16 protein-coding genes and 1 pseudogene are annotated in these 25,590 nt (G+C 69.1%); 1 reads left to right on the forward strand and 16 read right to left on the reverse strand.

Translation table 11 applies throughout. From position 1 onward, the window contains the following. Positions 1–29: 29 nt before the first annotated feature. The 7 genes from ACMYLB_RS12930 to ACMYLB_RS12960 all read right to left on the reverse strand — a co-directional run bounded on the left by ACMYLB_RS12930 (position 30) and on the right by ACMYLB_RS12960 (position 12,575). Positions 30–368, reverse strand: coding sequence for an L-rhamnose mutarotase (locus tag ACMYLB_RS12930; protein WP_415911076.1), 339 nt, complete (start codon positions 366–368; stop codon positions 30–32). Between the two features lie 2 nt (positions 369–370). After that, positions 371–4,342: a glycosyl hydrolase gene (locus tag ACMYLB_RS12935; protein WP_415907412.1), complete on the reverse strand. Its 3,972-nt coding sequence runs from the start codon at positions 4,340–4,342 to the stop codon at positions 371–373. A gap of 43 nt (positions 4,343–4,385) precedes the next feature. Continuing rightward, positions 4,386–6,608 (reverse strand): hypothetical protein, encoded by a 2,223-nt coding sequence (locus ACMYLB_RS12940; RefSeq protein WP_415907413.1) that lies wholly within the window; start codon positions 6,606–6,608, stop codon positions 4,386–4,388. Continuing rightward, positions 6,605–8,161 carry an alpha-L-fucosidase gene (locus tag ACMYLB_RS12945; protein WP_415907414.1) on the reverse strand — a complete coding sequence of 519 codons (1,557 nt, stop codon included), beginning with the start codon at positions 8,159–8,161 and terminating at the stop codon, positions 6,605–6,607. Before ACMYLB_RS12945 ends, ACMYLB_RS12940 begins: the two co-directional genes overlap by 4 nt. A gap of 281 nt (positions 8,162–8,442) precedes the next feature. Beyond that, on the reverse strand, positions 8,443–9,135 hold the full coding sequence (araD, locus tag ACMYLB_RS12950) for an L-ribulose-5-phosphate 4-epimerase AraD (protein ID WP_415907415.1): 693 nt from the start codon (positions 9,133–9,135) through the stop codon (positions 8,443–8,445). A gap of 95 nt (positions 9,136–9,230) precedes the next feature. Continuing rightward, a complete protein-coding gene (gene araA, locus ACMYLB_RS12955) occupies positions 9,231–10,745 on the reverse strand; it encodes an L-arabinose isomerase (protein WP_415911077.1) in 1,515 nt (504 codons plus the stop codon). A 159-nt stretch (positions 10,746–10,904) separates the two neighbouring features. Further along, complete coding sequence (locus tag ACMYLB_RS12960; RefSeq protein WP_415907416.1) at positions 10,905–12,575, reverse strand: ribulokinase; 1,671 nt, start codon at positions 12,573–12,575, stop codon at positions 10,905–10,907. A 97-nt stretch (positions 12,576–12,672) separates the two neighbouring features. Here ACMYLB_RS12960 and ACMYLB_RS12965 point away from each other — a divergent pair, with 97 nt between their 5' ends. Then, entirely contained in the window at positions 12,673–13,737 is a 1,065-nt protein-coding gene (locus tag ACMYLB_RS12965; RefSeq protein WP_415907417.1) for a LacI family DNA-binding transcriptional regulator, read from the forward strand. Here ACMYLB_RS12965 and ACMYLB_RS12970 read toward each other — a convergent pair. From ACMYLB_RS12970 to ACMYLB_RS13010, 9 genes and pseudogenes are all read right to left on the reverse strand, one after another. Continuing rightward, the gene (locus ACMYLB_RS12970; protein WP_415907418.1) at positions 13,734–15,032 is read right to left on the reverse strand and encodes a bile acid:sodium symporter family protein; all 1,299 of its coding nucleotides are present in this window, start codon (positions 15,030–15,032) and stop codon (positions 13,734–13,736) included. The two genes, ACMYLB_RS12965 and ACMYLB_RS12970, sit on opposite strands and share 4 nt — an antisense overlap. A gap of 64 nt (positions 15,033–15,096) precedes the next feature. Further along, positions 15,097–15,758, reverse strand: a pseudogene (locus ACMYLB_RS12975) (aspartate/glutamate racemase family protein). Further along, a complete protein-coding gene (locus tag ACMYLB_RS12980) occupies positions 15,755–16,312 on the reverse strand; it encodes a nucleotide-binding domain containing protein (RefSeq protein WP_415911078.1) in 558 nt (185 codons plus the stop codon). The pseudogene ACMYLB_RS12975 and the gene ACMYLB_RS12980 overlap by 4 nt, the downstream one beginning before the upstream one ends. Positions 16,313–16,385: 73 nt before the next feature. Then, on the reverse strand, positions 16,386–17,078 hold the full coding sequence (locus ACMYLB_RS12985; protein WP_415907419.1) for a four-carbon acid sugar kinase family protein: 693 nt from the start codon (positions 17,076–17,078) through the stop codon (positions 16,386–16,388). Further along, entirely contained in the window at positions 17,075–18,319 is a 1,245-nt protein-coding gene (locus ACMYLB_RS12990) for a ribulose-bisphosphate carboxylase large subunit family protein (RefSeq protein ID WP_415907420.1), read from the reverse strand. Before ACMYLB_RS12990 ends, ACMYLB_RS12985 begins: the two co-directional genes overlap by 4 nt. Before the next feature lie 4 nt (positions 18,320–18,323). Further along, the gene (locus ACMYLB_RS12995; RefSeq protein ID WP_415907421.1) at positions 18,324–19,436 is read right to left on the reverse strand and encodes a mandelate racemase/muconate lactonizing enzyme family protein; all 1,113 of its coding nucleotides are present in this window, start codon (positions 19,434–19,436) and stop codon (positions 18,324–18,326) included. After that, on the reverse strand, positions 19,433–22,114 hold the full coding sequence (locus tag ACMYLB_RS13000; RefSeq protein ID WP_415907422.1) for a family 78 glycoside hydrolase catalytic domain: 2,682 nt from the start codon (positions 22,112–22,114) through the stop codon (positions 19,433–19,435). The genes ACMYLB_RS12995 and ACMYLB_RS13000 overlap by 4 nt, the downstream gene beginning before the upstream one ends. Before the next feature lie 106 nt (positions 22,115–22,220). After that, a complete protein-coding gene (locus ACMYLB_RS13005) occupies positions 22,221–23,498 on the reverse strand; it encodes an MFS transporter (RefSeq protein ID WP_415907423.1) in 1,278 nt (425 codons plus the stop codon). Positions 23,499–23,531: 33 nt separating this feature from the next. After that, complete coding sequence (locus ACMYLB_RS13010; RefSeq protein WP_415907424.1) at positions 23,532–25,586, reverse strand: glycoside hydrolase family 127 protein; 2,055 nt, start codon at positions 25,584–25,586, stop codon at positions 23,532–23,534. Positions 25,587–25,590 lie beyond the last annotated feature (4 nt).

The raw sequence follows: 25,590 nt of genomic DNA on the forward strand, positions 1-25,590 counted from the left end.
AGCGCCGGCGCGCGCAAGCCTGCGCCGGCTCAGTCCTGGTGAAACACTTCCTCGCCGGGCGCCCACCAGGCCCCGGCGGGACGATCGGCGAGCGGCTGCTGCATCGGTTCGCAAATTTTCCACCATTCCCGCGTCGTCGGATCCGCGGCCATCTTCGCCATGTCGGCGGCGTGGTCGTCGCCGGTGTATTCGTAGTAGCTGAACAGGTAGTGCTGCCCGTCCGGCATCCGCCGCAGGTAGATCGAGTAGTTGCGGATGTGGCACTGCTTGATCATCGCCAGCACGCCGGGCCAGACGGCGGCGTGGAGGCGCCGGTATTCCGGAATGGCCTCCTCCCGGAGGCCGATGACTGAGCCGAAGCGTTGGATTTTCATTCGGGAAGCGAGAGGCGAACGGGATTATGCAGCCGCACCGGCCCGAGCAAGCCCGACGCCACCAGCGGCTCGTCGCGGTCGTAGAATTTCCACGTGGCAAACGTCACCCGCCCGCCGGGCGGCTTCGGCTTCCCGGTGCGATACCACTCCGGCAGGCGCGTGATGCCGTGCGGGTCGTTGCCCTGCTCGTCGCGGATGCCGAACGCATCCTCGGGCGGCAGCTGCTCGTCGCCGATCAGGCGGTTCGGCCACAGCGTCGTCACCGCCACCTCGAGGGTGTTGGCGCCGGCGTGGACGAAGTTCGTCACGTCGAGGCGATAGGGTTCCTTCCACGCGGTGCCGACGTCGCGGCCGTTCAGGCGCACCGCGGCGATCACCTCGACACGGCCGAGGTCGAGGATGACGCGCCGGTCGGCGCCGATGAAGCCCGCCGGCACGTCGAGGGTGCGGGTGTAGGTGGCGGTGCCGGCAAAGAATTTCACGCCCGGATTCTCGTGGAGGTGCAGCGAGCGCAGGGCCGGCAGCTCGATCGACTCCGGCGCGCCGCGGCCGGGCTGGAAACGGACCTGCCACGGACCGTCCACGACGCGTGCCTCGGGCACGTCCGCCACCACGGCGGGACCGCCGTCCAGCGCGTAGCGGCCGCTGCGCCACGCCAGCAGGCGGGTGCCGCCGTCGCGGCGGCCGAGTTCGGTCACCGTCGGCGTGTCCGGCGCCGGCAGGCCGGCGGCGGCAAGCTGCCGCACGTCCGCGGCCGCCAGGGCGCGGTCGAATTCCTGCGGCGGCACGAAGTTGCCCTCGAAGAAGAACACCTGGCCGCGCGAGGGCGGCGCCGGCTGGTTCGCCGCGCGCGTGAGCGCCTCGATGCCCGGGAAGTGCAGCATGTAGTCGACGGGCGGGATCGGCGAGCCGACGCCCGAGTGCACCACCTTGCCGGAGACGAGCCCCGTGTGCACGAGTTCGCCGTTCACGAAGAGCTGCGGCTGTCCGGCGCGGTAGACGACGGCGACATGCGTCCAGCCGGACACCGGGTGGGGCCAGACCAGCACGGCCGGGCAGCTGTCGAGCGCGCGCTCGACCACGAAGATGCCGTTGCGTCCGACCGCGAGACCGGCGGTGGCGTGACCGGCGCCAAAGCGCGCGTCGCCGGGATCGGCCGGGATGGCGTAGAATTTGCCCACCTCGTCAATCCGCCCGGTCGTGCCCTCGCTTGGGAACACGCGCAGGTCGGTGTCGGGCTTGACCCAGATCGCCATGGTGAAGTCGTGCGCCGGCGCCACGCGCTGCTTGAGCCGCGGCACGTCGGCGGTCTCGCGCGTCGCCGTGCCGTCCCGGCTCAGGCTGCGCGCGGCCGTTGCCGCCGGACGACGGAACAGGACGAACACCGACTCGCCGGGCTCGAGCCGCAGGGGAAGCACGGCCCGGTCGCCGTCCGCGGCGAACACCGCCGCGTCGCTGCGTTCGCCCGTCTCCGGGCGCCAGATTTCCGGCTGGCGGCCGGCCTGGCCCCGGAACGAGGCGACGAGTTCCTCGACCCGGCGCTGGCGGTTGCCGAGGAAGAACAGGTCGCCATCGGGCAGCCGTCGGTGTTGCCACGAGAACGCGGCGCCGGAATCCCAGGCGAAATAGGAGAAGTCCGGCGCGATGCCGCGCGCCGTCAGCGCCTCCGCGATCGCCGCGTGCGCGAGCACGCGCGGATCCTGCCACAGCTCCCGCGCCGCGCGCAGCATCGCCGCCTCGCTCTCGGGATAGCCGGCCAGAGTCGGCGAGAACTGCGGCGCGGGGCCGACGAGCGTCGCCCCGGCGGCGACGAAGGCGCGCAACCGCTCCAGCAGCTCCGGCCGCATCGCCTTCAGGTCGGGCGGCAGCACGAGGAGCTTGTAGCGCGCGCCCTCGGGCAGGACGTAATCGCCGCCCTCGACCCGCACGCGGTGCAGCAGGACGTCGGTGTTGACCACGTCGTAAGTGTAGCCGGCCGGCACGACGGGCAGCGCCATCGACGACGGATCGGGACTGCGCTCCCCGCTGAAATAGAGGATGTCCGCCGCGTAAGTCCCCTGCTGGAGCAGGAAGTGCGTGCGGGCGATGCAGTCGAGCCACGGCTTCGCCTCGCTGAACCAGGTGTTGGTGCGCTCGAAGGCAAAACCGTAGGGCCCGAGCGAAACGCCCGGCACCGCCGTCGGATGCGGCTGGTGCGCGTAGCGGTGCATGAGGAACAGGTTCACGCCCTGCGCGCTCATCTCGTCGCCCAGAATCTTCAACGCGTAGGGATACTCGAGCCAACGGGAAGTCTTGAACTCGCCCGTGAAAGCCTCGGAGCCCACGACGGATTGGCCGTAGACGTGCGCGGCGGACGTGACCATCTTCACCGCGCGATTCGGCGTCCAGGGGGTGCGCGTCCAGAATTCGGTCGTCGGCACGTCGGACAGGCCGGCGACGCGCAGCTCGTCGAAATTTCCCGCGCCGTAGCCTTCGACGTAGAATCTCATCCCCCGCGTCCGCGTGAGCGCGTGCATGCGGTCGTAATAGTTCTCGGCCATCAGGTCCGCCTGCACCCGGCGGAAGTCGTAGAGAAAACGCTCGGCCACGCCCGCATCGCCCACGATGCGACCGAAAAGCGCCGGCAGGTAGCCGGTGATTTCGTAGCCCGCGCGCCGGCGAAACTCGGCCGGAAAATCTGCCGTCCAGTTCTGCATGCCCGCCTCGTAGCTGTCGATGATCACGGAAGACGGCCCCTTCGCGCCGGCGGCGGCGGCATCGGCCGCGACACGCGCGATCACGTGCTCGAAATGGAACTCGGTCGCCGCGGCGTTGAACTTGTCGATCTCCAGGCCGCGGCCGGCGGCCGACGCTGCGACGTTGTTCTTGCCGGTGGTCGTATGGCCGATGCGCAGGATGGTCCACGTCCCGGCCGGCGCATCCCACTCCAGGCGGTCGCCCTGTAGGTGCGCGGTGAGGTCCACGACCCGGGCGGGATCGATCGCCGCATCGACCGGCACCGCCGGCGGCAGCGTGAGTTGGCCCGACACGCGATAGTCGAAATTGGCCTTGGCGACCCAGTCGGAGATTCGGGGCGCGCGGTGCAGCATGAGCTCCGCGAGCTCGCCCTCGGCTGCGGCCGCGACCCGCACAAAACGGACGCGCGTGGGGGCGAAATTGCGGACCGCCGGCGCGAGGATGCCGTGGCGCCCCGGCGTGCCCACCGTGCCGAGCGAGGTGAAGGTTTTCCCGTCCATCGATCCCTCGACCGTGAGTCGGGGAAAACGCCCGCTCGGGCTCGGCAACGCCGTGAGCGCGTGCAGCTCGATCGGCGCGGCGAATTCGAACAGCAGCGGTGTAGCCGGCGTCAACGCCACCTTCGTCGTGAGCGAACCGTCGCTCAGGAGCCGCTTGTCCACCGTGGCCGCGCCCAGGCTGACCCGCGCCAGCGCCTCCTCGTAGGGCACCGTCTCGGCCGGCAGCGCCGGGAACGCGATGACGAACGCGTCGCGATAGTAGCCGAGGTTCGCCTGCGGCCGCGGCAACTCCAGCGCCACGCGGCCGCCACCGGCCGCGGTCGCTTCCGTCCAGACGAGTTGCTGCATCGACATCGCGGGCATCACCCACGGTCCGCCGCTGCTGGACCAGCCGGGGGCGTTGGACATGCCGATGTCGACGCCCAGCCGGTTGCCCTCCTTGAACGCGTGCGTCATCAATTCGCGCCAGTGCGGCTCGAGGTAATTCGCGGGACCGGCGGGCAGATAGTCGCTGCCGTCGAAGATCAGCGCGCCCGCTACGCCGATTTTCGCCATCGCCTCGAGGTCGAGCGTGATGCCCTCGCGCGTGACGTTGCCGTTCATCCAGTGCCAGAACGTCTGCGGTCGCGCCGTGCGCGGCGGCGACTCGAAGCCGGCGGCCAGCGGATCCGCAGCGAACGCGCCCAGCGCGATGAAAGGCACAAGCGAAGCGAGCAGACGGCGAAGGATCACGACGGCAGACTGAGCGAATTTTGCGGACACGGCGAGCGGCGGTTCAACGGATGACTTCAATGAGATACTGGGTGGCGGTCTGCTCGCCGAGTTCGACTTCCCAGCCGTCCTCGAGGCGGCGCGCCTGGGCGGCCCGCGCGAGCGGCTTCGCCGCGCCGTCGAGCGGAGTCACGAGCACGGCGACAGCGCCGTCCAGTTCGCGTAGCTCCAGCCAGCCGATGACCGGCTCGATCAGCGTCGGGCCGTGGCCCCACTTCTCCCAGAGCGTGCGGCGCTCGTTCCAGACGGCGCCGGTGTTCTGCCAGCGGGCGCAGGCGGTGAGGAGCAGGCGGTTCGAACGCTGGATCGGCTCGTTCGTGAGCGAGGACAGCGTGATCGCGGCGAACTCGTTCTTCAGTTCGGGCTTCAAGTGCTTCGTGGGATGCGGATGCGCGCGCAGGAAACCGACGAGTGCCTGCGAGCGCGGCGTGTCGACGGTGACTACGCCCTCCTTGCGGTCGTGCAGGCGCCAGGTGAGCTCGCCCGTATCGGACACGAACGGTCCGTCGCTCTCCGGCGGGAACGCCGTGGTCCCCTGCCCTTCGAGCGTCCCGATGCGCGAACCGTGGCGCAGCGGCAGCGAGCGCGGGAAACCGGGTGTGAAATACGGCCGCTCGCTCTCCGGCAGGCGCATGGCCTCGTTCACCTGCTCGTGCGAGTAGTTGCGCACGAAGGTTTCCTTCGCCGGGCTGACGTCGGCGCGCGAGAAGAGCAGCGCGCCCACGGCCAGTTGCGACATCTTCACCGGGTCCAACGTGAGGTCGAACTCGTCGGCCACGTAGCGCTGGAAGTCCGGCAGCGCCTTCGGCTCGAAAGTGTAGAAATAGATGCCGTCCCAGTCCTGGAAGGCGGCGTAGGACGCCAGCAGCGGGATCATCTCGGCGGCGTATTCGTTGGGATTCGGGTGATTGACCTCGCTGACGGTGAACGGCCGCCCGGCCATCGGGGCGCGGGCGAGCTTCACGATCGTCGAGCGCGTCGGCTGGTCGACCATGGGCGAGTTGCGCGCGCCCCAGATTGCCGGGTGCTGCCAGTAGACGTGGGCATCGACGAAATCCAGGAGCGAGTTGGCGCGCAGCATCGGCTGGCCGGGAATCCAGTAGGTGTGGTCGGCGTTGCCGATGACGAGCGACTGCACGCCGAGTTCCTGCTTCAGGAACCGGCCCATGTCGGTGAAGAACACCTTCTCGACGTCGCCGTAGAAATCGGCCTCGGCGTGGAAGCGCTCCTTCGGCGCCACGCTGAAATCGCCACGATGGAGCCGCGGCACAGGCGCGTCGGCGGCGACTCCGGCTTGCTGGCGGATGACGGCGAGCTGCGCCGGCGTGCGGTTCTTGGCCAGCCACTGCTGGAACATCGCGTCGAGCTGGGCCGCGTAGCGCGGCGTGAAATCGAGCTGGTAGCGGGGCGCGCCGGGCTTCAGCTCGCCGCGCAGCCAGTTGCGGAACCAGAATTCGTAGAGCGAGTTCTCGTTCACGATCTCGACCGTCGCGACCGCCGGCTCGTGCCGATACTCGGTGCCCGTGTAGGGATTGCGGTGCGTGAGCAGGCGGCGCGCGTAATCCTTCTGCAACTCGATCAGGCGGTCGCCGATGTAGGTGTAAGCCTTCCAGAGCTGGACGATGTCGTTGTCCGGCACGCCGTCGGCGGCCTTGTAACGGCGGCCGACGTTGAGGTTCAGGTTCGAGTAGATGCCGGCCTTCTTCAGCTCGGCGACGAAGGTGTCGAGGCGGTCGAGCTGCTCGGCGTCGAAGTCCGTGGTCGTGTCCTTCGTGCTGTCGATCAGGCCGGCCGGCGGCACCTTGAAGCGATTGCCCTCCGCCTCGGCGCGGTTGCGCTCGGGCTCGAGTGCGGCCTCCTGCGCGGCGGTGCGCGTCGGCATGTCGAGGAAGTGGAAGCGCACGCAGTTCACGCCGTGGCGCGCGAGGATCCGCGCCCACTTCGCCGCCTCGGACTTCGGCGGCAGAATCGTCGAGCCGCGCGTCCAGCCGGTGAGATTCACGCCCCAGATGCGGAAGCGCTCGCCGTTGCCCTTCACGAGATGGCCGTCCTTCACGGTGATGAAGCCGGTCGCGCCGGCGGGCTGGCCGCCGAGCAGGAACGAGACGTCGACCGGCGAGTCCTCGCGCGCGAGGTGGTCGATGACGAAGGGCCGGAAGGCGATCTCGGCCGCGCCAAGCGGCGCGGCGGCGAGGATGACGAGGGACAGCAGCAGGCGGGGATTCATTGCAGGGTGATCCGGTAGGCGATGACGTCCGCGCAGGGAAACTGGGCAGGCTTTTCGATCACGAGCGCGTCGGCCTCCTGACGCCAGGCGACCGGCTCGGTCGAGCCGACGAGGGAAATGGCGGCGATCTTCGCGCCATAAGGGGCGGCGGCGCCGAGCGCCTGCACGCGCACGGCGCGCTCGGGCAGCCGCAGGACGAACGCGTAGAGCGCGCCGCGATTGGTGGTGAAGCGGATGTCGTCCTGCGTGAACGGCAGCGGGCCATCGGCGCCGCGGCCGCGCGGGATCTGGGTGGGGCCTTCCCCGTAGACCTTCCAGGGACGCGAGCCGAAGATACCCTCGCCGTTCACCTTGTTCCAGGCGGCGAGTCCCTGCAGGAAGGCGCGCTCGCGTTCGTCGATCGTGCCGTCGCCGCGAAGCGGGATGCTGAGGAGCAGCGTGCCGTTCTTGCTGACGACATCGACGAAGTTGCGCACGACCTGGGTGACGGTCTTGTAGGCGATGTCCCTCTGGTAGTGCCACTGGCCGATGCAGGTGCCGGTCTCGAACGGCAGTTCCTGGATGCCGCCGCTGCCGATGCTGCGCTCGAAGTCCTGCACGACCGCCGGGCGGCGTTCGGCGCGGAGGCCCTTCGCCGTAAGCACGGCGTCGAGTTTGCCGCCGTGGCGTGCGGCGTTGGCGTTGTAGAAATGCGCGGCGAGATCGAGGCCGGCCTGGCCGAGCGGCAGCTCGGTGTTGTCGAGGTAGAGGAAATCCGGCTGGTAGCGGTCGACCAGATCCTGGACGCGGAAGAACCAGTTGTCCGCGAACTGCGGATCCCCCGGCGGCGGCTCCTCGGTCCAAGGCAGGTTGTGGGCGTCGTGCCAGGCGCGGAGCTCCTTCACCGTCGCGATCCCGTCGGGAATCACCATGTCCGGCCGCGGGCGGCCGTAGAGATCCTGCGGGTCGAGACCGTCCCACCACCGCCCCTTGCCGTCCGCCTTCTTCAGGCGGAACGCATCGTAGCGCACGCCCGCCTGCGGGCCCTCGGCGTCGTAGCCGTAGGCGGTCTGGAACCAGTGCCAGGTGTGCGACGAATGATTGGAGACGCCGAAGCGCAGGCCGTGCGCCCGCGCCGCCTTCGCCCACTCGCCGATGATGTCGCGCCGCGGCCCGACGTTGACGGAGTTCCAGGCGTGATAGCGCGAGGCGAAGGCATCGAAGTTGTCCTCGTGCGTCGCCATGGCCACGAAGTAGCGCGCGCCGGCGTCGACGTAGAGCTGCATCAGCGCGTCGGGATCCCAACGCTCGGCGGTCCAGCGGTGGATGATCTCCATGAAACCGGTTTCCGACGGATGGCCGTAGGCGGCGACGTGGGCGGCGTATTGCTTGTGCCCCTGGAGATACATGGAGCGGGCATACCAGTCGCCCTGCTCGGGCACGCACTGCGGCCCCCAATGCGCCCAGATGCCGAGCTTCGCGTCGCGAAACCAGTCGGGACAGCGGTAGTTCGCGACGAGGGAATTCCAGGTCGGCGCGAAGGGCCCCGGTGCGATCGTGCGCTGCGCGGGCAACGGCTCGGCCGGCGGGATCGGCGCCGCCGCGACGCGGAGTCCGGCGAGGAGAAAATGGCCAATGCCAACGCGCAGCCGCGCGGGCAGGTGTTCGATTGAGGCATGGGGATAATGACCAACGCGACGGGTGGTCAGGGGTATGCCCGCGCGTCGCCACTCTACTCCCCTGCACCGGAAAAGCTCCCGGAAAATACGCGAAAGAATCCGGGATCGTAAGGCGGCCGCCGCACCGGGGCGGACTTTCGACGCGCGGTGCGGCCGGTCCCGCTCGCGCTTCGCTGCTACTTCTGCCCGTAGTAGGCGCCGGGGCCGTGCTTGCGCTTGAAATGCTTGTTCAGCAGAGTGGGCTCGATCGTCTTCAGCCGCGGCTCGAGCGCGAGCGACATCAGCGCCAGGTGCGCGATGCATTCGACGGCCACGGCAACCTCGACCGCCTTTGCGACCGTCTTGCCCCAGGTGAACGGCGCGTGGCGGTTGACCAGCACGCCGGGCGAGTCGAGCGGATCGAGTTTGGCGAAGCGCTGGACGATCACGTTGCCGGTCTCCCACTCGTAGGCGCCGCCGCCGATCTCCTGCGCGGTCATCTTCCGGGTGACGGGGATGTTGCCGTAAAAATAGTCGGCGTGCGTCGTGCCGAAGATCGGGATCTCGCGGCCGGCCTGGGCGAACGCCGTCGCGTGCGACGAGTGCGTGTGCACCACGCCGCCGATCTCGCGGAAAGCGAGGAACAGCCGGCGATGCGTCGGCGTATCCGACGACGGATTGAGTCTCCCCTCGACGATCTTCCCGTCGAGGTCGACCAGCACCATGTCCTGCGGCCGGAGCTCGGCATAGGCCACCCCGCTCGGCTTGATGGCGAAGATGCCCTTCGCGCGGTCGATCGCGCTGGCGTTGCCGAACGTGAGGTTGATGAGCCCGTGCTGCGGCAGGGCGAGGTTGGCTTCGTAGGCTTCGCGTTTGAGTTCAGTGAGCATGGGAATCTTCGTTTGAACCACAACGGCACGGAGGACGCAGAGAAATCTTAAAACCGCTACTCCGTGCTCTCCGTGCCTCTGTGGTTACGACGAAATCAGGCGCGGAAACCGCTGGCGAGGTGGTAGTAGACCTCGTTGTTGCGGAGGTCCTGCTTCAGCTGCGGGAGCGTCGTGTCGGCATTGATGTGGACGGTCTCGATGCCGGCGATCACCGCAAAATCCTCGAGCATCTCGCTCGTCACGCTGTAGCTGTAGCCGGTGTGATGCGCGCCACCGGCGTAGATCCACGCCGCGCACGCGGTCTTGAAGTCCGGCTTGCACTCCCATACCGCGCGCGCGACCGGGAGCTTCGGCAGCGCCGGCGGTTTCACCGCGGCGACCTCGTTGATCACGAGACGGAACCGGTTGCCGAGGTCGACGAGCGAGGCGTTCAGCGCCGGACCGGCGGGAGCGTTGAAGACCAGGCGCACCGGGTCCTCCTTGCCGCCGATGCCGAGCGGATGGACCTCGACCGCGACCTTGCCGGCGGCGATCGACGGACAGATCTCGAGCATGTGCGCGCCGAGCACCTGATGGCCCTTCGGCGACAGGTGATACGTGTAGTCCTCCATGAACGAGGTGCCGCCGGGGAGGTCCGCGCCCATCACCTTCATGGCGCGGACGAGCGCGGCGGTCTTCCAGTCGCCCTCGCCACCGAAGCCGTAGCCCATGCCCATCAGGCGCTGCGTGGCCATGCCGGGGAGCTGGCGCAAGCCGTGCAGGTCCTCGAAGGTGTCGGTGAAGCCCTTGTAGCCGCCTTCCTCGAGGAAGGCGCGCATGCCGAGCTCGAGGCGCGCGCTGTAGCGCAGCTCCTCGTGGCGCTTGCCGCCGGTGCGCAGCTCCTTCGCGACCGCGTAGGTCTGTTCGTATTCGTCGCAGAGCGCGTCGACGGCCTTCTTGTCGATGCCGGCCTCGGAGACCTTCGCGACGAGGTCGCCGATGCCGTGCGTGTTGACGGCAAAGCCGAATTTCATCTCGGCGGAAACCTTGTCACCGTCCGTCACCGCGACCTGGCGCATGTTGTCGCCGAAGCGCACGAACCTCGCGCCCTGCCAGTCGTGCCAGCCGCGCACCGCGCGCATCCAGGCGCCGATGCGGTCCTGCACCTCGGTGTCGCTCCAGTGGCCGACGACCACCTTGCGGCCGAGGCGGAGGCGCGTGTGGATGAATCCCGCCTCGCGGTCGCCGTGCGCCGCCTGGTTGAGGTTCATGAAATCCATGTCGATCGCGCCCCACGGCAGGTCGCGGTTGAACTGCGTGTGCAGGTGCAGGAACGGCTTCTTCAGCGCGGTCAGGCCGCGGATCCACATCTTCGACGGCGAGAAGGTGTGCATCCAGAGGACGAGGCCGCCGCAGTTTGCGTCGGCATTGGCGGCGAGCATCACGTTCGTGATCTCGTCGGGCGTGGTCAGCAGGGCCTTGAACTTGAGCGGCAGCGGGAGGCGCTTGGATTTCGCCAGGCCATCGACGACGGCCTGGGCGTTGGCGGCGACCTGCTGGAGCGGGCCGGGGCCGTAGAGATGCTGCGAACCGCACACGAACCAGATTTCGGGAGTGGAGAGATGGGCGATGGACATGGGACGAGGAAGTTGAGAGTTGAGGGCTGAGAGTTGAGAGCGACGGAGAGCGAAAGGTGGAGTAGTTCATTGTCGGGCGGGGTCTCCGACCCCCGCCGCGAAGGCGTTAACGCGCTCGTGAAACGGCGGGGTTCGGAGACCCCGCGCGACAGATCAGGCGTGCGCGGATTCCTTGATCGTGAGGAGCTCCTTCATCACGCCGGAGAGGTCGGCGGACTTGTTCCGGCCGCCGAGGCTGTCGTGGAGCTGGCGGTAGAGGACGTAAAGCTGGTCGTAGGTCTTCGCCGCGGCCTTGCGCGGCCTGTAGGCGACCTGCTTGAGCGAGGTCATCCGGCGCTGCGCGGTCGGAAAATCCGGGTGCGCCCCGGCGAGCACGGCGGCGCTGACGGCCGAGCCGAGCGCGCAGGCCTGCGACGAACCGGCCACGAGCATGGTGCAGCCGGTGATGTCGGCGTAGATCTGCATCAGCAGCGGGTTCTTCTCCGCGATGCCGCCGGCGCAGACGACGCGGTCGATCGGCACGCCGTATTCGCGGATGCGCTCGATGATCGCGCGGGCGCCGAAGGCCGTCGCCTCGATCAGGGCGCGGTAGATTTCCGCCGGGGTCGTGTAGAGCGTCTGGCCGACGAGGAGGCCGGTGAGGCGCTGGTCGACGAGGATGGTGCGGTTGCCGTTGTTCCAGTCGAGCGCGAGCAGGCCGCTCTGTCCCGGCGCGAGCTTCGCTGCCGCGGCGGTGAGCGCGGCGTGGAGCTTCGCGTCCTGGAGCACGCCCTCGACGAACCACTTGAAGATGTCGCCCACGGCGCTCTGGCCGGCCTCGATGCCGTAGAAACCCGGCAGGATCGCGCCCTTGACGATGCCGCAGATGCCCGGGATGTCCGGCACGGTCTTCGCCGCGGAGACCACGCCGCAATCGCAGGTCGAGGTGCCGATCACCTTCACCAGCGTGCCCTCCGCCACGCCGCAGCCGATGGCGCCGTAGTGGACGTCAAACTCGCCGATCGCGATCGGGATACCCGCGGGCAAGCCGAGGATCTTCGCCGACTCGGGGGACAGCTTGCCGGCGGACTCGCTGGCGTCGTGCGCCTTTTCGTAGAGCCGGTCGCGCAGGTCAGCAAGCCGCGGGTCGAGCAGCGCGAGGAATTCCTTGTCCGGCAGGCCGCCCCACTCTTCCGCGTAGAGCGCCTTGTGTCCGGCCGCGCAGACGCCGCGCTTCACGGCGCGCGGATCGGTCACGCCCGCCAGCACCGAGGGAATCCAGTCGCACAGCTCCACCCAGGAATACGCCGCCGCGAACACCTTCGGATCGACGTTGAGGCAGTGCCAGAGCTTGGCCCAGAACCACTCGGAGGAATACGTGTTGCCGCACTTGGCGATGAAGTGCGGGCGGTGCTGCGCGGCCAGTGCGGTGATCTGCGCCGCCTCGCGCCAGCTGGTGTGGTCCTTCCACAGCCAGCACTGGGCGTTCAGGTTCTTCGCCCACTTCCGGTCCAGCGCCAGCGGCACGTTGCGCGCGTCGACCGGGATCGGACTCGAGCCGGTGGTGTCGACGCCGAGGCCGACGACCTGCGCCGCGGAAAATCCGCGCTGCTTCCGCGCCTGCGCCAGCGCGCCCTTCACCGACTTCTCCAGGCCGAACAGGTAGTCGCCCGGATGCTGGCGCGCGACGTTGTGGTCGCGGGCGTCGAGCAGCACGCCCTGGCGGCCGCTGGGATAGTTCACGACGCAGGAACCGAACTCCCTGCCGTCGCGACAGCGCACGACGAGCGCGCGCACGGAATTGGTGCCGTAGTCGATGCCGATCGAGAAAACGTCTTGGGCCATGGGGAAAGGACAGCCTCGCAAGCCTAGCACGCCACCCCGGCGGCGCGAACGCCCCGGCACTTGACCGTCAAGCCCCGGCCGGTAGCGTCGCCGGCGCATGGCCTCCGTCACGATGGCGACGATCGCGCGCGAGCTGAAGGTGTCGAAAAACACCGTTTCGCTCGCGCTGCGCCACGATCCCCAGATCCCGCCCGCCACGCGCGCGCGGGTCCATGCCGCCGCGCAGCGGCTCGGCTACGCCCGCAACCCCGTCGTCGCGCACCTCATGGCCGAGCTGCGCAAGCAGGCGCACGGCCGTTCCAAGCACACGCTCGCCGTGCTCAACGCGCACCGGGAGCGCGACGCCTTCCGGACCCACCCGACCATCCCCACCTACGTCGCCGGCATCCGGCGCCGGGCGGAGGCCCAGGGCTACGGCATCGACGAATTCTGGCTGCACGACCCGCAGCTCGACGGCCCGCGCCTCAACCGCATCCTCCGTGCCCGCGGCATCCGCGGGGTGATCGTGGTCGGCCTGATGGAGGAGAACCGGTTACCCGAGCGCTTCGCCAGCACCTGGCGCGCGCATACGTGCGTCGTCACCGGCGTGCGCACGCACGAGCCGACGCTGTCGTTCTGCTGCGTCGATCACCACGCACTCGTGCTCCAAGCGTGCGAACGCGCCCTCGCGCTCGGTTACCGTCGCCCCGCCCTCGTGATCGACGAGCGCATCGACCGCCTCGTCGAGGGTCGCTTCACCTCCGGCATGATGATCGGACAACTCGCCCTGCCCGCGCGCGACCGCGTGCCGGCCTTCACCGCCGTCGAGGCGGCGCGCGGCGACCCGCGCGAGTTCTACGCCTGGCTCGATCGCGAGAAGCCCGACGTGGTGTTCACGCTCTACCGTTTCGTGCGCCGGCTCATCGAGGCGCGCGGGGTGAAGATTCCCCGCGACCTCGGCCTGCTCCAGCTCGAGCGCCGCGCCGGGGACCGCGACTGGGCCGGGATGGACCAGCACAACGACCGCACCGGCGAGGCCGCCGTGGACATGGTCATCAGCCACCTCCACAACAACGAGTGCGGCGTGCCGGAGTTTCCACGCGCGACGCTCATCGGCGCCTCTTGGCAGCCGGGCAAGACGCTGCGGCGCGTGCGGCGGGGCGCGGCGAAGGCGTCGGCTTAGCTCCGCTCCGGAGCGGGCGGCGGCGCGTCGTCCGGCGGGCGCTTGTGCCAGAAGTTGGCGAGGATCGAGCCGGAGATGTTCATCCACGGGCTGAAAATCGCGGGCGCGAGGCCGACCGTGCCGAGCTTGCCCATCGCGCCGGCGAGACCGGAGGCCATGCCGCCATTCTGCAGGCCGACCTCGAAGGCGACCGAGCGCGCCGAGCTCTTGTCGAGCCCCGCGGCGCGGCTGAGCCAGTAGCCGAAGAAGTAGCCGGCGGCGTTGTGGATCACCGAGGCCACGAAGAGCAGCGCGCCGACCTTGAGCAGATTGTCGCGCCCCGCCGCGGTCGTCACCGTCGTGAAGTAGACGATGCCCGCCATCGAGAAGCGCGGCATCCAGGCGTCGAGCTTCGGCAGCAGCCGCGTGAGCTGGTGATAGGCGACGCCGACCGGGATCGACGCAAGCAGGAAGCCCGCGAGCTCGAGCGCGAGCTGCGCGTTGGCCGGCCAGGCCGCGACCGTCGCGCTGTCGTGCGCGAGGAAGATGCCGACCACGACCGCGGCCGCGCCGAGCTGGGCGGCGATCCACGGGCGGTAGCGGCCCGGGCCGACGTGCTTCAGGTGATCGTGGATCAGCGCGGCGGCGATCGGGACGATGACGATCTTGATGATCTCGATCATCATGTTGAGGAACTTCACTTCGACCAGCGTGCCCGCGAGCAGCTTCATCAACAGCGGCGTCATGAACGGCGCGACGAGGGTCGTGATCGCCGTCACCGTCACCGACAGCACGAGGTTCGAGCGCGCGAGATAGGCCATGACGTTCGACGCGAGGCCGCTCGAGCAGGAGCCGATGAGGATGATGCCGGCGGCGATTTCCGGCGGAAAGGCGAAGAGCTTGGTCAGCGCAAAGCCCACCAGCGGCATGACCGAGAAGTGGCAGACGATGCCCACCAGCACGCCGCGGGGCGTTTTCACCACGCCGGAGAAATCGTGCAGGCTCATCTGCGTGCCCATGCCGAACATCACCGTCTGGATGACGAGCAGGATGAGCCACTTGTTGCGCAGATCGAAGTCGCCCACCTTGAGAAACGCGTTCGGGTAGAGCATCGCCGCGACGACGGCGGCGACGATCCAGGCGGTGAACTGGTAACCCTTGAGCGACGGCACGGCGCCGAGACCGATGGCCAGCGCCACCGCGGCGAGCGCGGCGGCGGGCGACCACAGGGCGGAGTAGCCGAGCGCCAGACCGGCCAGGACGACGAGGAAGGACGCCGCGGCGACGCCGAGGCAGAGTTTGCGGAAAGCGAGCATGGGGTAGACGGGGTGACGGTGACGCGGCGAACCGACCGCTTCGCCGGCCGGCGGGACGCCGGCGTTAGGCGAGCAGCGGCGCGAGGTGCGCGATGGCGAGCGGCGGGCTGGCGAGGATCGGGATGCGGCGGTCCTCCGGGGAAGCGTGTCGACGACGCGCGCCATCGAGGCCTGCGCGAGGACGATGACATCGACCTGCGACGCGAGAGCGCGCAGCGCGGCGGCCACGAGCGTGTCGTGCTTCGCGGCGTCGCCGGACATGAGCGCCTCGAACGCGCCTTCGACGAGCACGGCGGTGAGTTCGATCGTCTTGCCGGCCACCGCGGCGCGGCGCTGCACGAGGTCCTTGGTGGGATTGAGCGTGGTCGGCAGCGTGGCGATGACCCCGATGCGTTTCCCCGTCTGCACGGCCTGATCGGCCATCGGCTGATCGACGCGCAACACCGGCACGGCGGAAAACGCCGCCGAGGCCTCGACTGCGGGTCCGATCGACGAACAGGTCACGAGCACGTAGTCCGCCCCACCCGCCTCGGCCGAGGTGATGTAGGCCTGCACACGCCGCGCGATGTCGGCGGTGAGGCTGCCCTTGGCGCCGATGGCGCGCACGAGGCTGTCGTCGACGATGTTGAAGGTGTCGACGTTCGGCAGTTGCGCCTTGCACAGCTGTTGGAAGACCGGGACGAGCGTCGCGGAGGTGTGAACGAGAGCGAGCGTCTTGCGTTTCATGAAAGGATTCCGAGGGCGCCGCGGCGGACGGCGCCGAAGTAGTCGGGCGCGCCGACCTGACCGCCCTTGAAGTTGACCTCGAGGCCGTGCACGGCGGCCGACGCGGAGCGGGCGCGGCACAACGGCGCGCCGGGCGCGAGCGGCGCGACCATCTCCACCGCGGCGAGGCCCAGGGCGCGCGCCGCGTAGCTGGACGTGTCACCGCCCGCCACCAGGACGCGCGGAAGCGATTCGGACTCCACCAGCGCGCGCGCGATCGTGCCCAGCGCCGCGCCGAGCTTCGCCGCCGGCGCGGGCGGACCGGCTTGCGCACCGCGCGCGGTGAAAACGACCGGACTCCGCCCGGCGCCCAGCGCCTCGCGGGCGGCGGCGATCGCGGGCTCGATCCGCAACGTGGCGGCGTCGAGCGGCACGCCGACGAAGCCGTTCGCCAGCGCCCAGTCGATTTGCCCGGCCGTGACCGGCGAGCAGCTGCCGGAGACGACGAGCAGGCGGTCGACGGGCTGGGCCGGCGCCCAATCCGTGCGCGGCCGCAGGCTCCCTGGTCCGCCCAGTGCGCGCCGAGGGCCATCTCGACGCCGGACGAGCCGACGGAGAAAAGCGGTGTTCCGCTCGCGGCGGCATCGATCAACGCGCCGATGCGCGCCAGCTGGCCGGCCTGCATGACGTCGAAAAGCACGATCTCTGCTCCTCCGCCACGAGGCGCTCGAGCGCGGCGGCGGACTCGGCGGCGGCCAGCTCCAGCTTCAGCACGTCGAGCAAACCGATGCGTTTCGCCGTCTGCTTCGCCAGATGCCGGCGCAAATCCGCTTCGTCGGCCGGTGTGGCTGGATGGCGGCTCATCGAGGGGTGACGGTCGAGCCGGTAGATCTCGCCAGTGCTGCCAATGCCCATCCGGGCGAAAAGATTGCCGAAGGCGCAGTAGCGGCCGAGCGCCGGCGCGCCGACGAGCAGCGGGACGTAACGCCCGCCGAAGACCGACACGCCGACATCGATCGCACGGCCGATGCTGCCGACTGTCGGCGAGGAATCGAAGGTCGAGCAGACCTTGTAGTGCACGTGGCGCGGCCCGAGATCGCGCAGGGCGGCGAACGCCGGGCGCAACACGGCTTCCATCTCGGCCGGTGGCAGCGAGCGCGTCAGGCCGGCGACGCCGATCGCGTCGAGCGCCGGCATCCCTGCGAGCTGCGCGCGGGACGGTGGCTCGAGGAAAAGCGCCGTGCGCAGGCCCGCCCGCGAGAGAAATTCCAGCGCGTCGGTCGATCCGGTGAAGTCGTCACCGAAATACGCGAGGCGGAGCGGTGCGGGCGCGGGCATCATTTGCCGCCGAACTTCGCCTGCGATTTCGCCAGCAAGGGATGTTTCGCCACGGCCTGCTCGACCGTGAGTCCGGCGACGGCCGCCTCCCACCAGAGCTGGAGCGAGCGGACGCCGGCCGCGGCGCCGTCCGGATGCGCCTGGATGCCGCCGCCCGCCATGTAGAGAAGATCGACCGTCTGCGTGCGACGCCAGGTCTCCGGCGCCTGTCCGCCCCACTGGCCGGACGAGACGACCGGCAGCAACGGCTTGCCGAGCGGCTCCGCGGCGCGGCACGACGTGATCGAGCGCACGACCGAATCGTCGCTCTCCCAGAACTTGTTCGCGATGCCGTTGACGTGGAGCTGGTCGACGCCGGCGAGGCGCTGGAGCTTTTGAAATGCCGGAAACTCGATGCCGAGCAGCGGGTGGCGGTTGAGCATGCCCCAGCCGTTGCGATGGCCGTGGATCGAGAGCTGGCCGCGGTCGCACAGCTTCTTCGTGGCGGCGAGGCCGACGCTGTTGACGCTGATCATCGCGCAGGTGCCGCCGCTGGCGACGATCTTGTCGTAGTGCCGCTGCATGGCGTCGACCTCGTCGCTGATGTTGAAGGCATACATCACCTTCTTGCCGGTGCGCTGGGCGTGATCGTTGATCACGCGCATGATGGCGTCCACGCGCGCGTCAAACGGCGAGTGCGGCGGGTCGGCCATCAGCTCGTCGTCCTTCACGAAATCGATGCCGGCCGCGACGAGCACGCGGACCATCTCCGCCGTCTGCGCGGGCGAGAGGCCGATGCTCGGCTTGATGATCGTGCCGATGAGCGGGCGGCCCTCGACGCCGGCGAGGCGGCGCGTGCCGGCGATGCCGAAGGCGGGACCGCGGAACTTCGCCGCGAACGACGCCGGCACGTCGAAATCCATCAGCTTGAGGCCGGAGAACTGCGCCAGCTCGTAGAGGTTGCCCTGGAGCGTGGAGACGAGCGTGGGGAGATTCGTGCCGAAATTCTCGACCGACCACGACACCTTCACCTCGGCGCGCTGGTAACCCGCCGCGGGCGCGCGGCCGGTGGGAATCGAGGGCACGGCGACGCTTTCGAGCGGCCGGATGGCCTCGACGCGCGCGGCGAAACGCTGCTTCAGCTCCTCGGTCTCGCCGGGAACGGCGACGAACGTGCCGGAGGATTGCTCGCCCGCGAGGGTCGCGGCGGCCTTCTCGACCGGCAGGGCGGTCTCGATCAGATAAGTGGCGGTGACGCGCTCCATGGTTTCAGACGCGGTTGATGGTGCGAAGGGCTTCCTCGGTCGGCTCCATGCCGGCGCCGGGCGCCTCGGGCGCGACGAAGTGGCCGTCGCGGATCTGCGCCGGATGCCGCATCCAGTCGCGCAGCCACGGGATGTATTCGAGCAGCGCGCAACCGGGATGGACGAAGCAGAGATGCTGGTGCACCTGGCACATGTCGCCGACGTGAGGCACGACCGGCAGGCTGTAGCTGTGCGCGAGATCGGCGACCTGCCACCACTCCGTGATGCCCGCGAGGCGAACGACGTCCGGCTGCACATAGTGCACGGCGCCGGCGTGGATGAAGTCGCGAAACTGGTGCGCGAGGTAAAGCTGTTCGCCGAGCGCGATCGGCGTCTCGATCGCCTCCGCGAGGCGCTGGTGTGCGAGCACGTCGTCGAAGGTTGTGGGCTCCTCGAACCACACCACGTCGAACTCCGCGAGCCGGCGGCCGAGGCGGATGGCGTCGGGCAGCGTGAGCTTGCCATTCGCGTCGGTCATGATGCGGATCTCGAGTCCGAGCGCGGCGCGCACGGCTTCGAGGCGGCGCAGATCGGTCGAAGGATTCGGGCTGCCGACCTTGATCTTCACCGCGCGGTAGCCGTCCGTCTCGACGAGGCGCCGGCAGTCGGAAACGAGCGTCTCGAGCGGCCAGTTGAGCCAGCCGCCGTCGGTGTTGTAGGCTTCGACGCGTTTCGTCGCGGTGCCGCCAAGCAGCTTCCACAGCGGCAAGCCGGCGGCCTTGGCCTTCAAATCCCAGAGGGCGATGTCGATCGCGCCGAGCGCGAGGTGCGTGATGCCGGCGCGGCCGACCCAGTAAATCGGCGAGTGCTTGTGCAGTTTTTCCCAGAGGGCGCGAACCTCGCGCGGGTCTTCGCCGATCAGCAGCGGGCCGTAGGAATCGACCGCGCACTCGACGATGAGTTTGTCCGTCGGCAGATGCGCGTGGGTGCCGGAGAAGCCGTAGCCGACGAGACCGGTGTCGGTGTGGATGGCGACGCCCGGGGCGCCCCAATGGGAGATCGCGTGCGTGCTGTCGGCGATGCCGCCCCGAGTGACCGGCGCGTGCAGAATGATCGGCTGGAGGCGCGTGATCTTCATGCCGGTGCCAGCGTGCTGGTGAAGGTGTAGGAGCCGGCCGGCGCCTCGCAGATCGCGAACGCGTCCGTGCGTTCGACCACCGTCAGGCCGTCGGTGCCGACCGTCGCGCCCGGCGCCGCCGGAATATGCACGCGGGCGGTGGTGTTGGCGGGAATCGTGACCTGCCACTCGAAGCCCGCGCCGCGCCGTTGCCAGGCGCTGCGGATCTCGCCGTGGATCGAGCGGTAGTGGCCGCGCGCGTGGTCGAGGCCGGCGCCGATGAACGGCTGGAGGACGAAGCGCTGGTAGGCCGGCGTCTCCGGATCGAGTTCGATGCCGAGCACGTGCCGGAACAGCCACTCGCCGACGGAACCGAGCGAGTAGTGGTTGAAGGAGTTCATGCCGTCCTTGTGGAAGCCGCCGGCGATGGTCCAGCTGTCCCAGCGCTCCCAGATGGTTGTCGCGCCCTGCAGCACGGGGAAGAGCCACGACGGGTAGCTCTCCTGCAGGAGCAGGCGGTAGGCGACGTCGGCGCGGCCCGCGAGCGTGAGCTGCGGGTTCAAGTGGCCGATGCCGACGAAACCGGTGCTGAGGTGCCAGTCGAGATTGCGGATGTTGGCGACGAGATGCTCAGTCGCCGCGGCGCGCAGATGCGAGGGCAGAAGATCAAACGCGAGGCCAAGCAGGTAGGCGGTCTGCGTCTCGACCGAGATGCGGCCGTCGGGACGCACCCACTCGGACTGGAACGCGGCGCGGACCTTCTCGAACATCGCCTGGAAGCGCGCCGCCTCGGCAGCGCGGCCGAGCGCGCGCGCCAGACGCGCCATCTTTGCGGCGTCGTCGGCCCAGTAGGCGGTGGCGAGGAGATTCTTCATCGGCGAGTGCGTGCCGAAGGAGGTGTCGCTGGGGATGCAGAGCCAGTCGCCGTAGTTGTTGGCGAGTTGGTTGACGCGAAGGCCGTTCGGGTTGTGGCGCTCGATCCAGTCGAGCCAGCGGACCATGGCGCCCCAATGCCGCTCGACGAGGCGCAGGTCGCCGTAGACGCGCCAGAACGTGTAGGGAATGATGATGCCCGCGTCGGCCCAGCCGGCGGCGCCGCCGAGGTTGCCCAGGCCGACCCAGTTGATGTCCTCGCGCAGGCGCGGCGCGATGTCGGGGAAGACGCCGTCCGGCGTCTGCGCGTCCTCGACGTCGATCATCCACTTGGTGAAGAAGGCCGCGACGTCCATGTTGCAGGTCGCGGTGCGGAAAAACACCTGCGCGTCGCCCATCCAGCCGAGGCGCTCGTCGCGCTGCGGGCAGTCGGTGGGCACGGAGAGGAAATTGTCGCGCTGCGACCAGACGCCGTTGAGCCAGAGGCGATTCACGCCGGCGTGGGAACATTCGAAGTGCCCCGCCGGCGGCGTGGCCGAGTGGATGACGCAGCCGGTGACGGCATCGGCGCGCGGCACGCCGGGCAGGCCGCTGAGCTCGACATACTGGAAACCGTGGAAGGTGAAGTGCGGTTCGAAGACCTCGATGCCGCCGCCGCGGCAGATGTAGACGTCGGTCGCCTTCGCCCGGCGGAGGTTGGCGGTGTAAAGCGTGCCGTCGGGATTCAGGCGCTCGCCGTGGCGCAGCTGAATGCGGGTGCCGGCCGGCGCCTCGACCCGCAGGCGGATCCAGCCGGTCAGGTTCTGCCCGAGGTCGTAGAGATGCACGCCGGGGCGGATCTCGGTGCGCGAGACCGGCGCGCGCGTCTCGGTGATGCGCACGGGCTCGCTGCGCTGGGCGACCAGCGGGGCGGCCGGGGCGGCGACCTCCCGCGCGGGCCGCCAGTCGCGCGGCTCGCGACGGGCGTCGTAGACTTCGCCCATCTGCAGGTCCGAGGAAAGAATCGGCCCGGTGGCGCATTGCCAGGCGCCGTCCGTGCCGACGGTGCGCCGCGTGCCGTCGGCGAGCTCGAGCTCGAGCTGCAGGAGCAGGCTGTTCTCGAGCGAGCCGTAGCGGCCTTTCGTCTCCTGCCAGCCGACAAAGCCCGACCACCAGCCGTCGCCGAGCGTGGCGGCGAGTTCGTTGGCGCCCGGGGACAGCAGGGCCGTCACGTCGTAGCTGCGGTAATGGATGCGCTTGTCGTAATCGGTCCACTCCGGCGCGAAGAGATCCTCGCCGATCCGCCGGCCGTTGGCGCGGAGCTCGAACAGTCCGCGCGCGCTGGCGTAGAGCGTGGCGCGCACGAGATCGGCCGGCACCGAAAAGGCGCGGCGGAAGACAGCGGGCGTGCCGGGCTCGGTCAGCGTGGGGGCGACGGCCGCGGGGTCGCGGCGGATGATCTCCGGATCGGCCGCAATCCACCGCGCGCTCCAGTCCGCGTGCTCGAGCAGGCCCATCGTCCAAAGCGCGGGTGCCGAGCGGACGCTCGCGCCGGTCTCGTCCCAGATTTCGACCTGCCAGTGACAGGCGTCGCGCGACCGCAGCGGCTCGCCCGCGTAGGCGACGTGCGCCGTCTGCGCGCTCTCCACCCGGCCGCTGTCCCAGCGGTCGGCGACACCGGCCGCGAGCTTCACCTGCGTCGAGGCGACGCGGACGCGATACGCGACCTGGCGCGCGCCGCGACGGTCGGTGGCGAGCAACCAGCTCAGGCGCGGACGGCACTCGTCGAGGCCGAGCGGGTCGACGAGGTATTCACAACGGAGGGAGGTGACGCAGGTGGCGGACACGGAGAGCGAAGGGAAAAACGCGGAAGCCGGAAGGAACGGAGATGCCGGGTGAGAACGGAGGCTGGCGCGCCCGGCCGCGTTTCCGCGCTGGATCCGGTGAAAGAACTCAGGCGCGCTCGGCCTCGATCTGCTCGAGCGACTTGCCGGAAGTGTCGGGCATCCAGAAGAAGCCGACCACGCCGCTGATCGCGAGGAACAGCGTGAGCAGGCCGGCGACGGGCTTGATGCCGGAGTTGGCGAGGATCGGAACGAAAAAGCTCCAGAAGCCGAGCACGGTGCGGGCCACGCCGAAGGTGAAGCCCTGCGCCGTGCCGCGCAGCATGGTGGGGAACAGTTCCTGGCTGAAGACCTTGTAGGTCGCCTCGCCCGCCAGCGCGCAGCCGACGGCGAAGAGCACGATGTTGGCGACGACCACCGGCACGGTGAAGGGCATGAGCAGGAACAGCGCGTAGGCGCCGATCTGCAGCACCGCGCCGAGGCCCCAGAGGCCGCGGCGCATGCCGTGGCTCCGGTCGGAGAACTTCATGAACACGGTGACGGTGACGATCATCGTGATCACAAACCACATGCTGGAGAGCCCGACGCTCTGCGCCTGCGTGCCGACGTTCAGCGTCTTGAAAATGTAGGGATTGAAGATGCCCGCGGTGCCCGCGGCGAGATTCCAGAACAGGTAGATGGTGGCGGTCCAGACCAGCGCGCGCAGGTTGCGGCCCTGGAACAGTTCGCCGAGGCTCTTGCCGCCGAACTTCACCGCTTCCTTCCAGCGGGCCGACTCCGCGAGTCCCTGACGCAGCGCCCACGTCACGATCGCGACGACGAGCAGGTGGAGCAGCACGATGCGGATGCCGAGCATCTCGAGCGGCGCCAGCGCCAGCGCGAGCCAGAGCACGATGACCGGGCCGAGGCACCAGGCGACCTGGGTGAAGCCCAGCAGCTTGCCGCGGGCCTTCGCGGGCGCGAACTCGCCCACGAGCGCCAGCGACGTCGGCACGTCCGCACCGACGGCGACGCCGACGATGAAGGTGCCGAGGAAGAGCATCGTGACGTTCACGGACAGCGCGACGATCAGGATGCCCAGCGCGTAGACCATCAGGTCGTATTGGTAGATGCGCTTGCGGCCGAGCTTGTCGCCGAGCCAGCCGCCGAGGAACGCGCCGATGGCGCAGCCGATGGCGTTCGGCCCGATGGCCGCCAGGGCGCCCACCATGCCGTCGCTGAGGCCGAATTCCTTTTTGAACAGCGCCATGCCGGCGCCGAGTGCGACGATCGAACCGGCGTCGAGATACGACGCCATGCCGGCGAGGGCGGACCATTTCCACTGCTGCGGCGTGATGTGGGAGCCGTCGGTGGTCGCGGCGGACACGGGAGACGTGACTTGACTCATAGGGGTTATCGGAGGGGTTGCTGGGGCGTGGAACTAGCGCGCGGGGATCCAGACGGTCATGTCGGTATCCCCGCGGTTGCCCCATGCGTAGTAAGGCACGGCCTTCACGGCAATGGTGCGCGGGGCTTGACCGTCAACTTCGCGGTAGAGCTGCTTGGCGCCCCACTCGCCGCGCTGGAGGGCGAGGACGTCGAACTGGAAGGTGAGCACGGAGGCGTTGGCGATCTGCTCGCGCCGCGCGGTGAACGCCGCGGGCTGCCGGAGCGAGACGACGACGTCCTTGAGCTTCACGCCGGCGGGAAGGTCGTTCGACTCGAGGCAGTAGACGAGCGGGCCGTATTTGATCGCGACCTGGTTGAGCGTCTCCTCGACCAGCGGGTTCGCCTCGACGAGCACGGGCTTGAACTCCAGGTCGAGCTGCACGACGTCGCCCTTCCGCCACTGGCGTTTGAGGTCGGCGTAGGTGCCGGGCTTCAGGGCCGTGGCGACGCGGGCGCCGTTGACCTGCAGCGAAACCGCCTCGCTCTTCAGCCAGCCGGGGATGCGGAGCTTGAGCGTGACCTCGCGCGCGGGCGCCTCGTCGACGACGAGCTTCACCGCGCCGGCCCACGGGTAGTCGGTTTCCTGGCGGAGCTTGATCGGCGTGCCGTCGAGCCACTTCGAATCGAGCGTGCTGGCGGCGTAGAGGTTGACCCAGACCGTGTCCGGGGAGAGCGCGTAGACGTAGTTGTGCGCCTCGGCGATGGTGCGGACGACGTTCGGCGGGCAGCAGAAGCTCACGGGGATGTTCGCCTCGCGGGTGCGCGACCAGCGCAGCGGCACGTCGAAGTCGTGGAGCTTCCGCAGGGCGTTGACGTAGAAGTAATGCGTGCCATCGAGGCTGATGCCGGGGAGGATGCCGTTGTAGAGCGTCTGCTCGAAGAGGTCGGCGTAGGCGGCGTCGCCCGAGACGGCCAGCATGCGCCAGAGCCACATGCCGTAGCCGATGGTGGCGCAGGTCTCGTTGTAGGCGGTGAGGTTCGGCAGCTGGTAGTCGCGGCCGTAGGCCTGGTGGATGGTCTTGATGTATTTGTGCTGCGTGTAGTCGACGCCGTCGGGCGAGGCGCCGTCGTAGATCGCGCCGGTCATGCCGGTGATGTAGAGCTTACGGTCGGCGACGTTTTCCGAGATCGTCTCGAGCGTCTTGAGCAGCGACGGGTCGCCGTCCTCGGCGAACACGTCCGCGACGCCGGCGTAGAGGTAGTTGGCGCGCACGGCGTGGCCGACGGCCTGCGTCATCTGGCGGAACGGCATGCGATCCTGGTTGTGGTCGCTGCCCTCGCTCGGCGGCACGAGGCTGCGGATCTCGATGAGTTGCTGGGCGAGCTTCAGGTAGCGCGGATTGTGCGTGACGCGGTAGAGCTCCACCACGCCCATGTAGTGCGACGGGCAGATGGCGTTGCGGGCGAGTTCCAGCGGCTTCTCCGCGCAGAGCTTGTCGATGTAGTCGGCGGCCTTCTCGGCGCAGACGAGGAGCGTGGTCTTGCCCGTCGCGCGGTAGTGGACGCACGCCGCGGTCATGAGATGCCCCATGTTGTAGGTTTCGAAGTGTTCGCGGTCGGCGAACTCCTTCGTCTTCTCGCCGTTGCGCTGCGGAATGATCGTCTGCGTGTGCAAGTAGCCGTCCTCGCGCTGGGCCTTGGCCACGACGGCAACGATCTCGTCCATCCGCCGGTCGATCGCCGGATCTTTCGTGACCGCGTAAACCTGCGCGAGCGCCTCGAACCATTTCAGGAAATCGCCGTCGTTGAACGGCGGGCCGGAGAACTTCCCCTGCTCCAGCCCGGCGGCGATGCGGTAATTGCGCCACGCGGGGCTGGTCGCGGGATTGCTCATCAGCTCGCCCATGTGCGGCACCATCGTCGTGCGCGCGACCTCGAAGCGTTCCCCGAGCAGGCCGCCGTTCCAGTGCACGTCGGCCAGATCGGGCATGTAGAGGACGGCGTGCGGCGACTTCGTCGTGTCGATCAGGGCCTTGTCCCCCGCCCGGGCGGAGAGCGGCAGGAGGCCGAAAACGAGGACCGGGGCGAGAACAGCGGGGATTTTCATGCGG

Source organism: Oleiharenicola sp. Vm1 (assembly GCF_047777955.1).
Taxonomy (GTDB): domain Bacteria; phylum Verrucomicrobiota; class Verrucomicrobiia; order Opitutales; family Opitutaceae; genus Didemnitutus.

Bases quoted from the DNA above. Each gene is read 5' to 3' on its own strand.
- ACMYLB_RS12985 (WP_415907419.1), bottom strand. From the start codon at position 17,078: ATGATGCCCGCGCCCGCACCGCTCCGCCTCGCGTATTTCGGTGACGAC.
- ACMYLB_RS12990 (WP_415907420.1), bottom strand. From the start codon at position 18,319: ATGGAGCGCGTCACCGCCACTTATCTGATCGAGACCGCCCTGCCGGTC.
- ACMYLB_RS12960 (WP_415907416.1), bottom strand. From the start codon at position 12,575: ATGGCCCAAGACGTTTTCTCGATCGGCATCGACTACGGCACCAATTCC.
- ACMYLB_RS12965 (WP_415907417.1), top strand. From the start codon at position 12,673: ATGGCCTCCGTCACGATGGCGACGATCGCGCGCGAGCTGAAGGTGTCG.
- ACMYLB_RS13010 (WP_415907424.1), bottom strand. From the start codon at position 25,586: ATGAAAATCCCCGCTGTTCTCGCCCCGGTCCTCGTTTTCGGCCTCCTG.
- ACMYLB_RS12940 (WP_415907413.1), bottom strand. From the start codon at position 6,608: ATGAATCCCCGCCTGCTGCTGTCCCTCGTCATCCTCGCCGCCGCGCCG.
- ACMYLB_RS13005 (WP_415907423.1), bottom strand. From the start codon at position 23,498: ATGAGTCAAGTCACGTCTCCCGTGTCCGCCGCGACCACCGACGGCTCC.
- ACMYLB_RS12970 (WP_415907418.1), bottom strand. From the start codon at position 15,032: ATGCTCGCTTTCCGCAAACTCTGCCTCGGCGTCGCCGCGGCGTCCTTC.
- ACMYLB_RS12995 (WP_415907421.1), bottom strand. From the start codon at position 19,436: ATGAAGATCACGCGCCTCCAGCCGATCATTCTGCACGCGCCGGTCACT.
- araD (WP_415907415.1), bottom strand. From the start codon at position 9,135: ATGCTCACTGAACTCAAACGCGAAGCCTACGAAGCCAACCTCGCCCTG.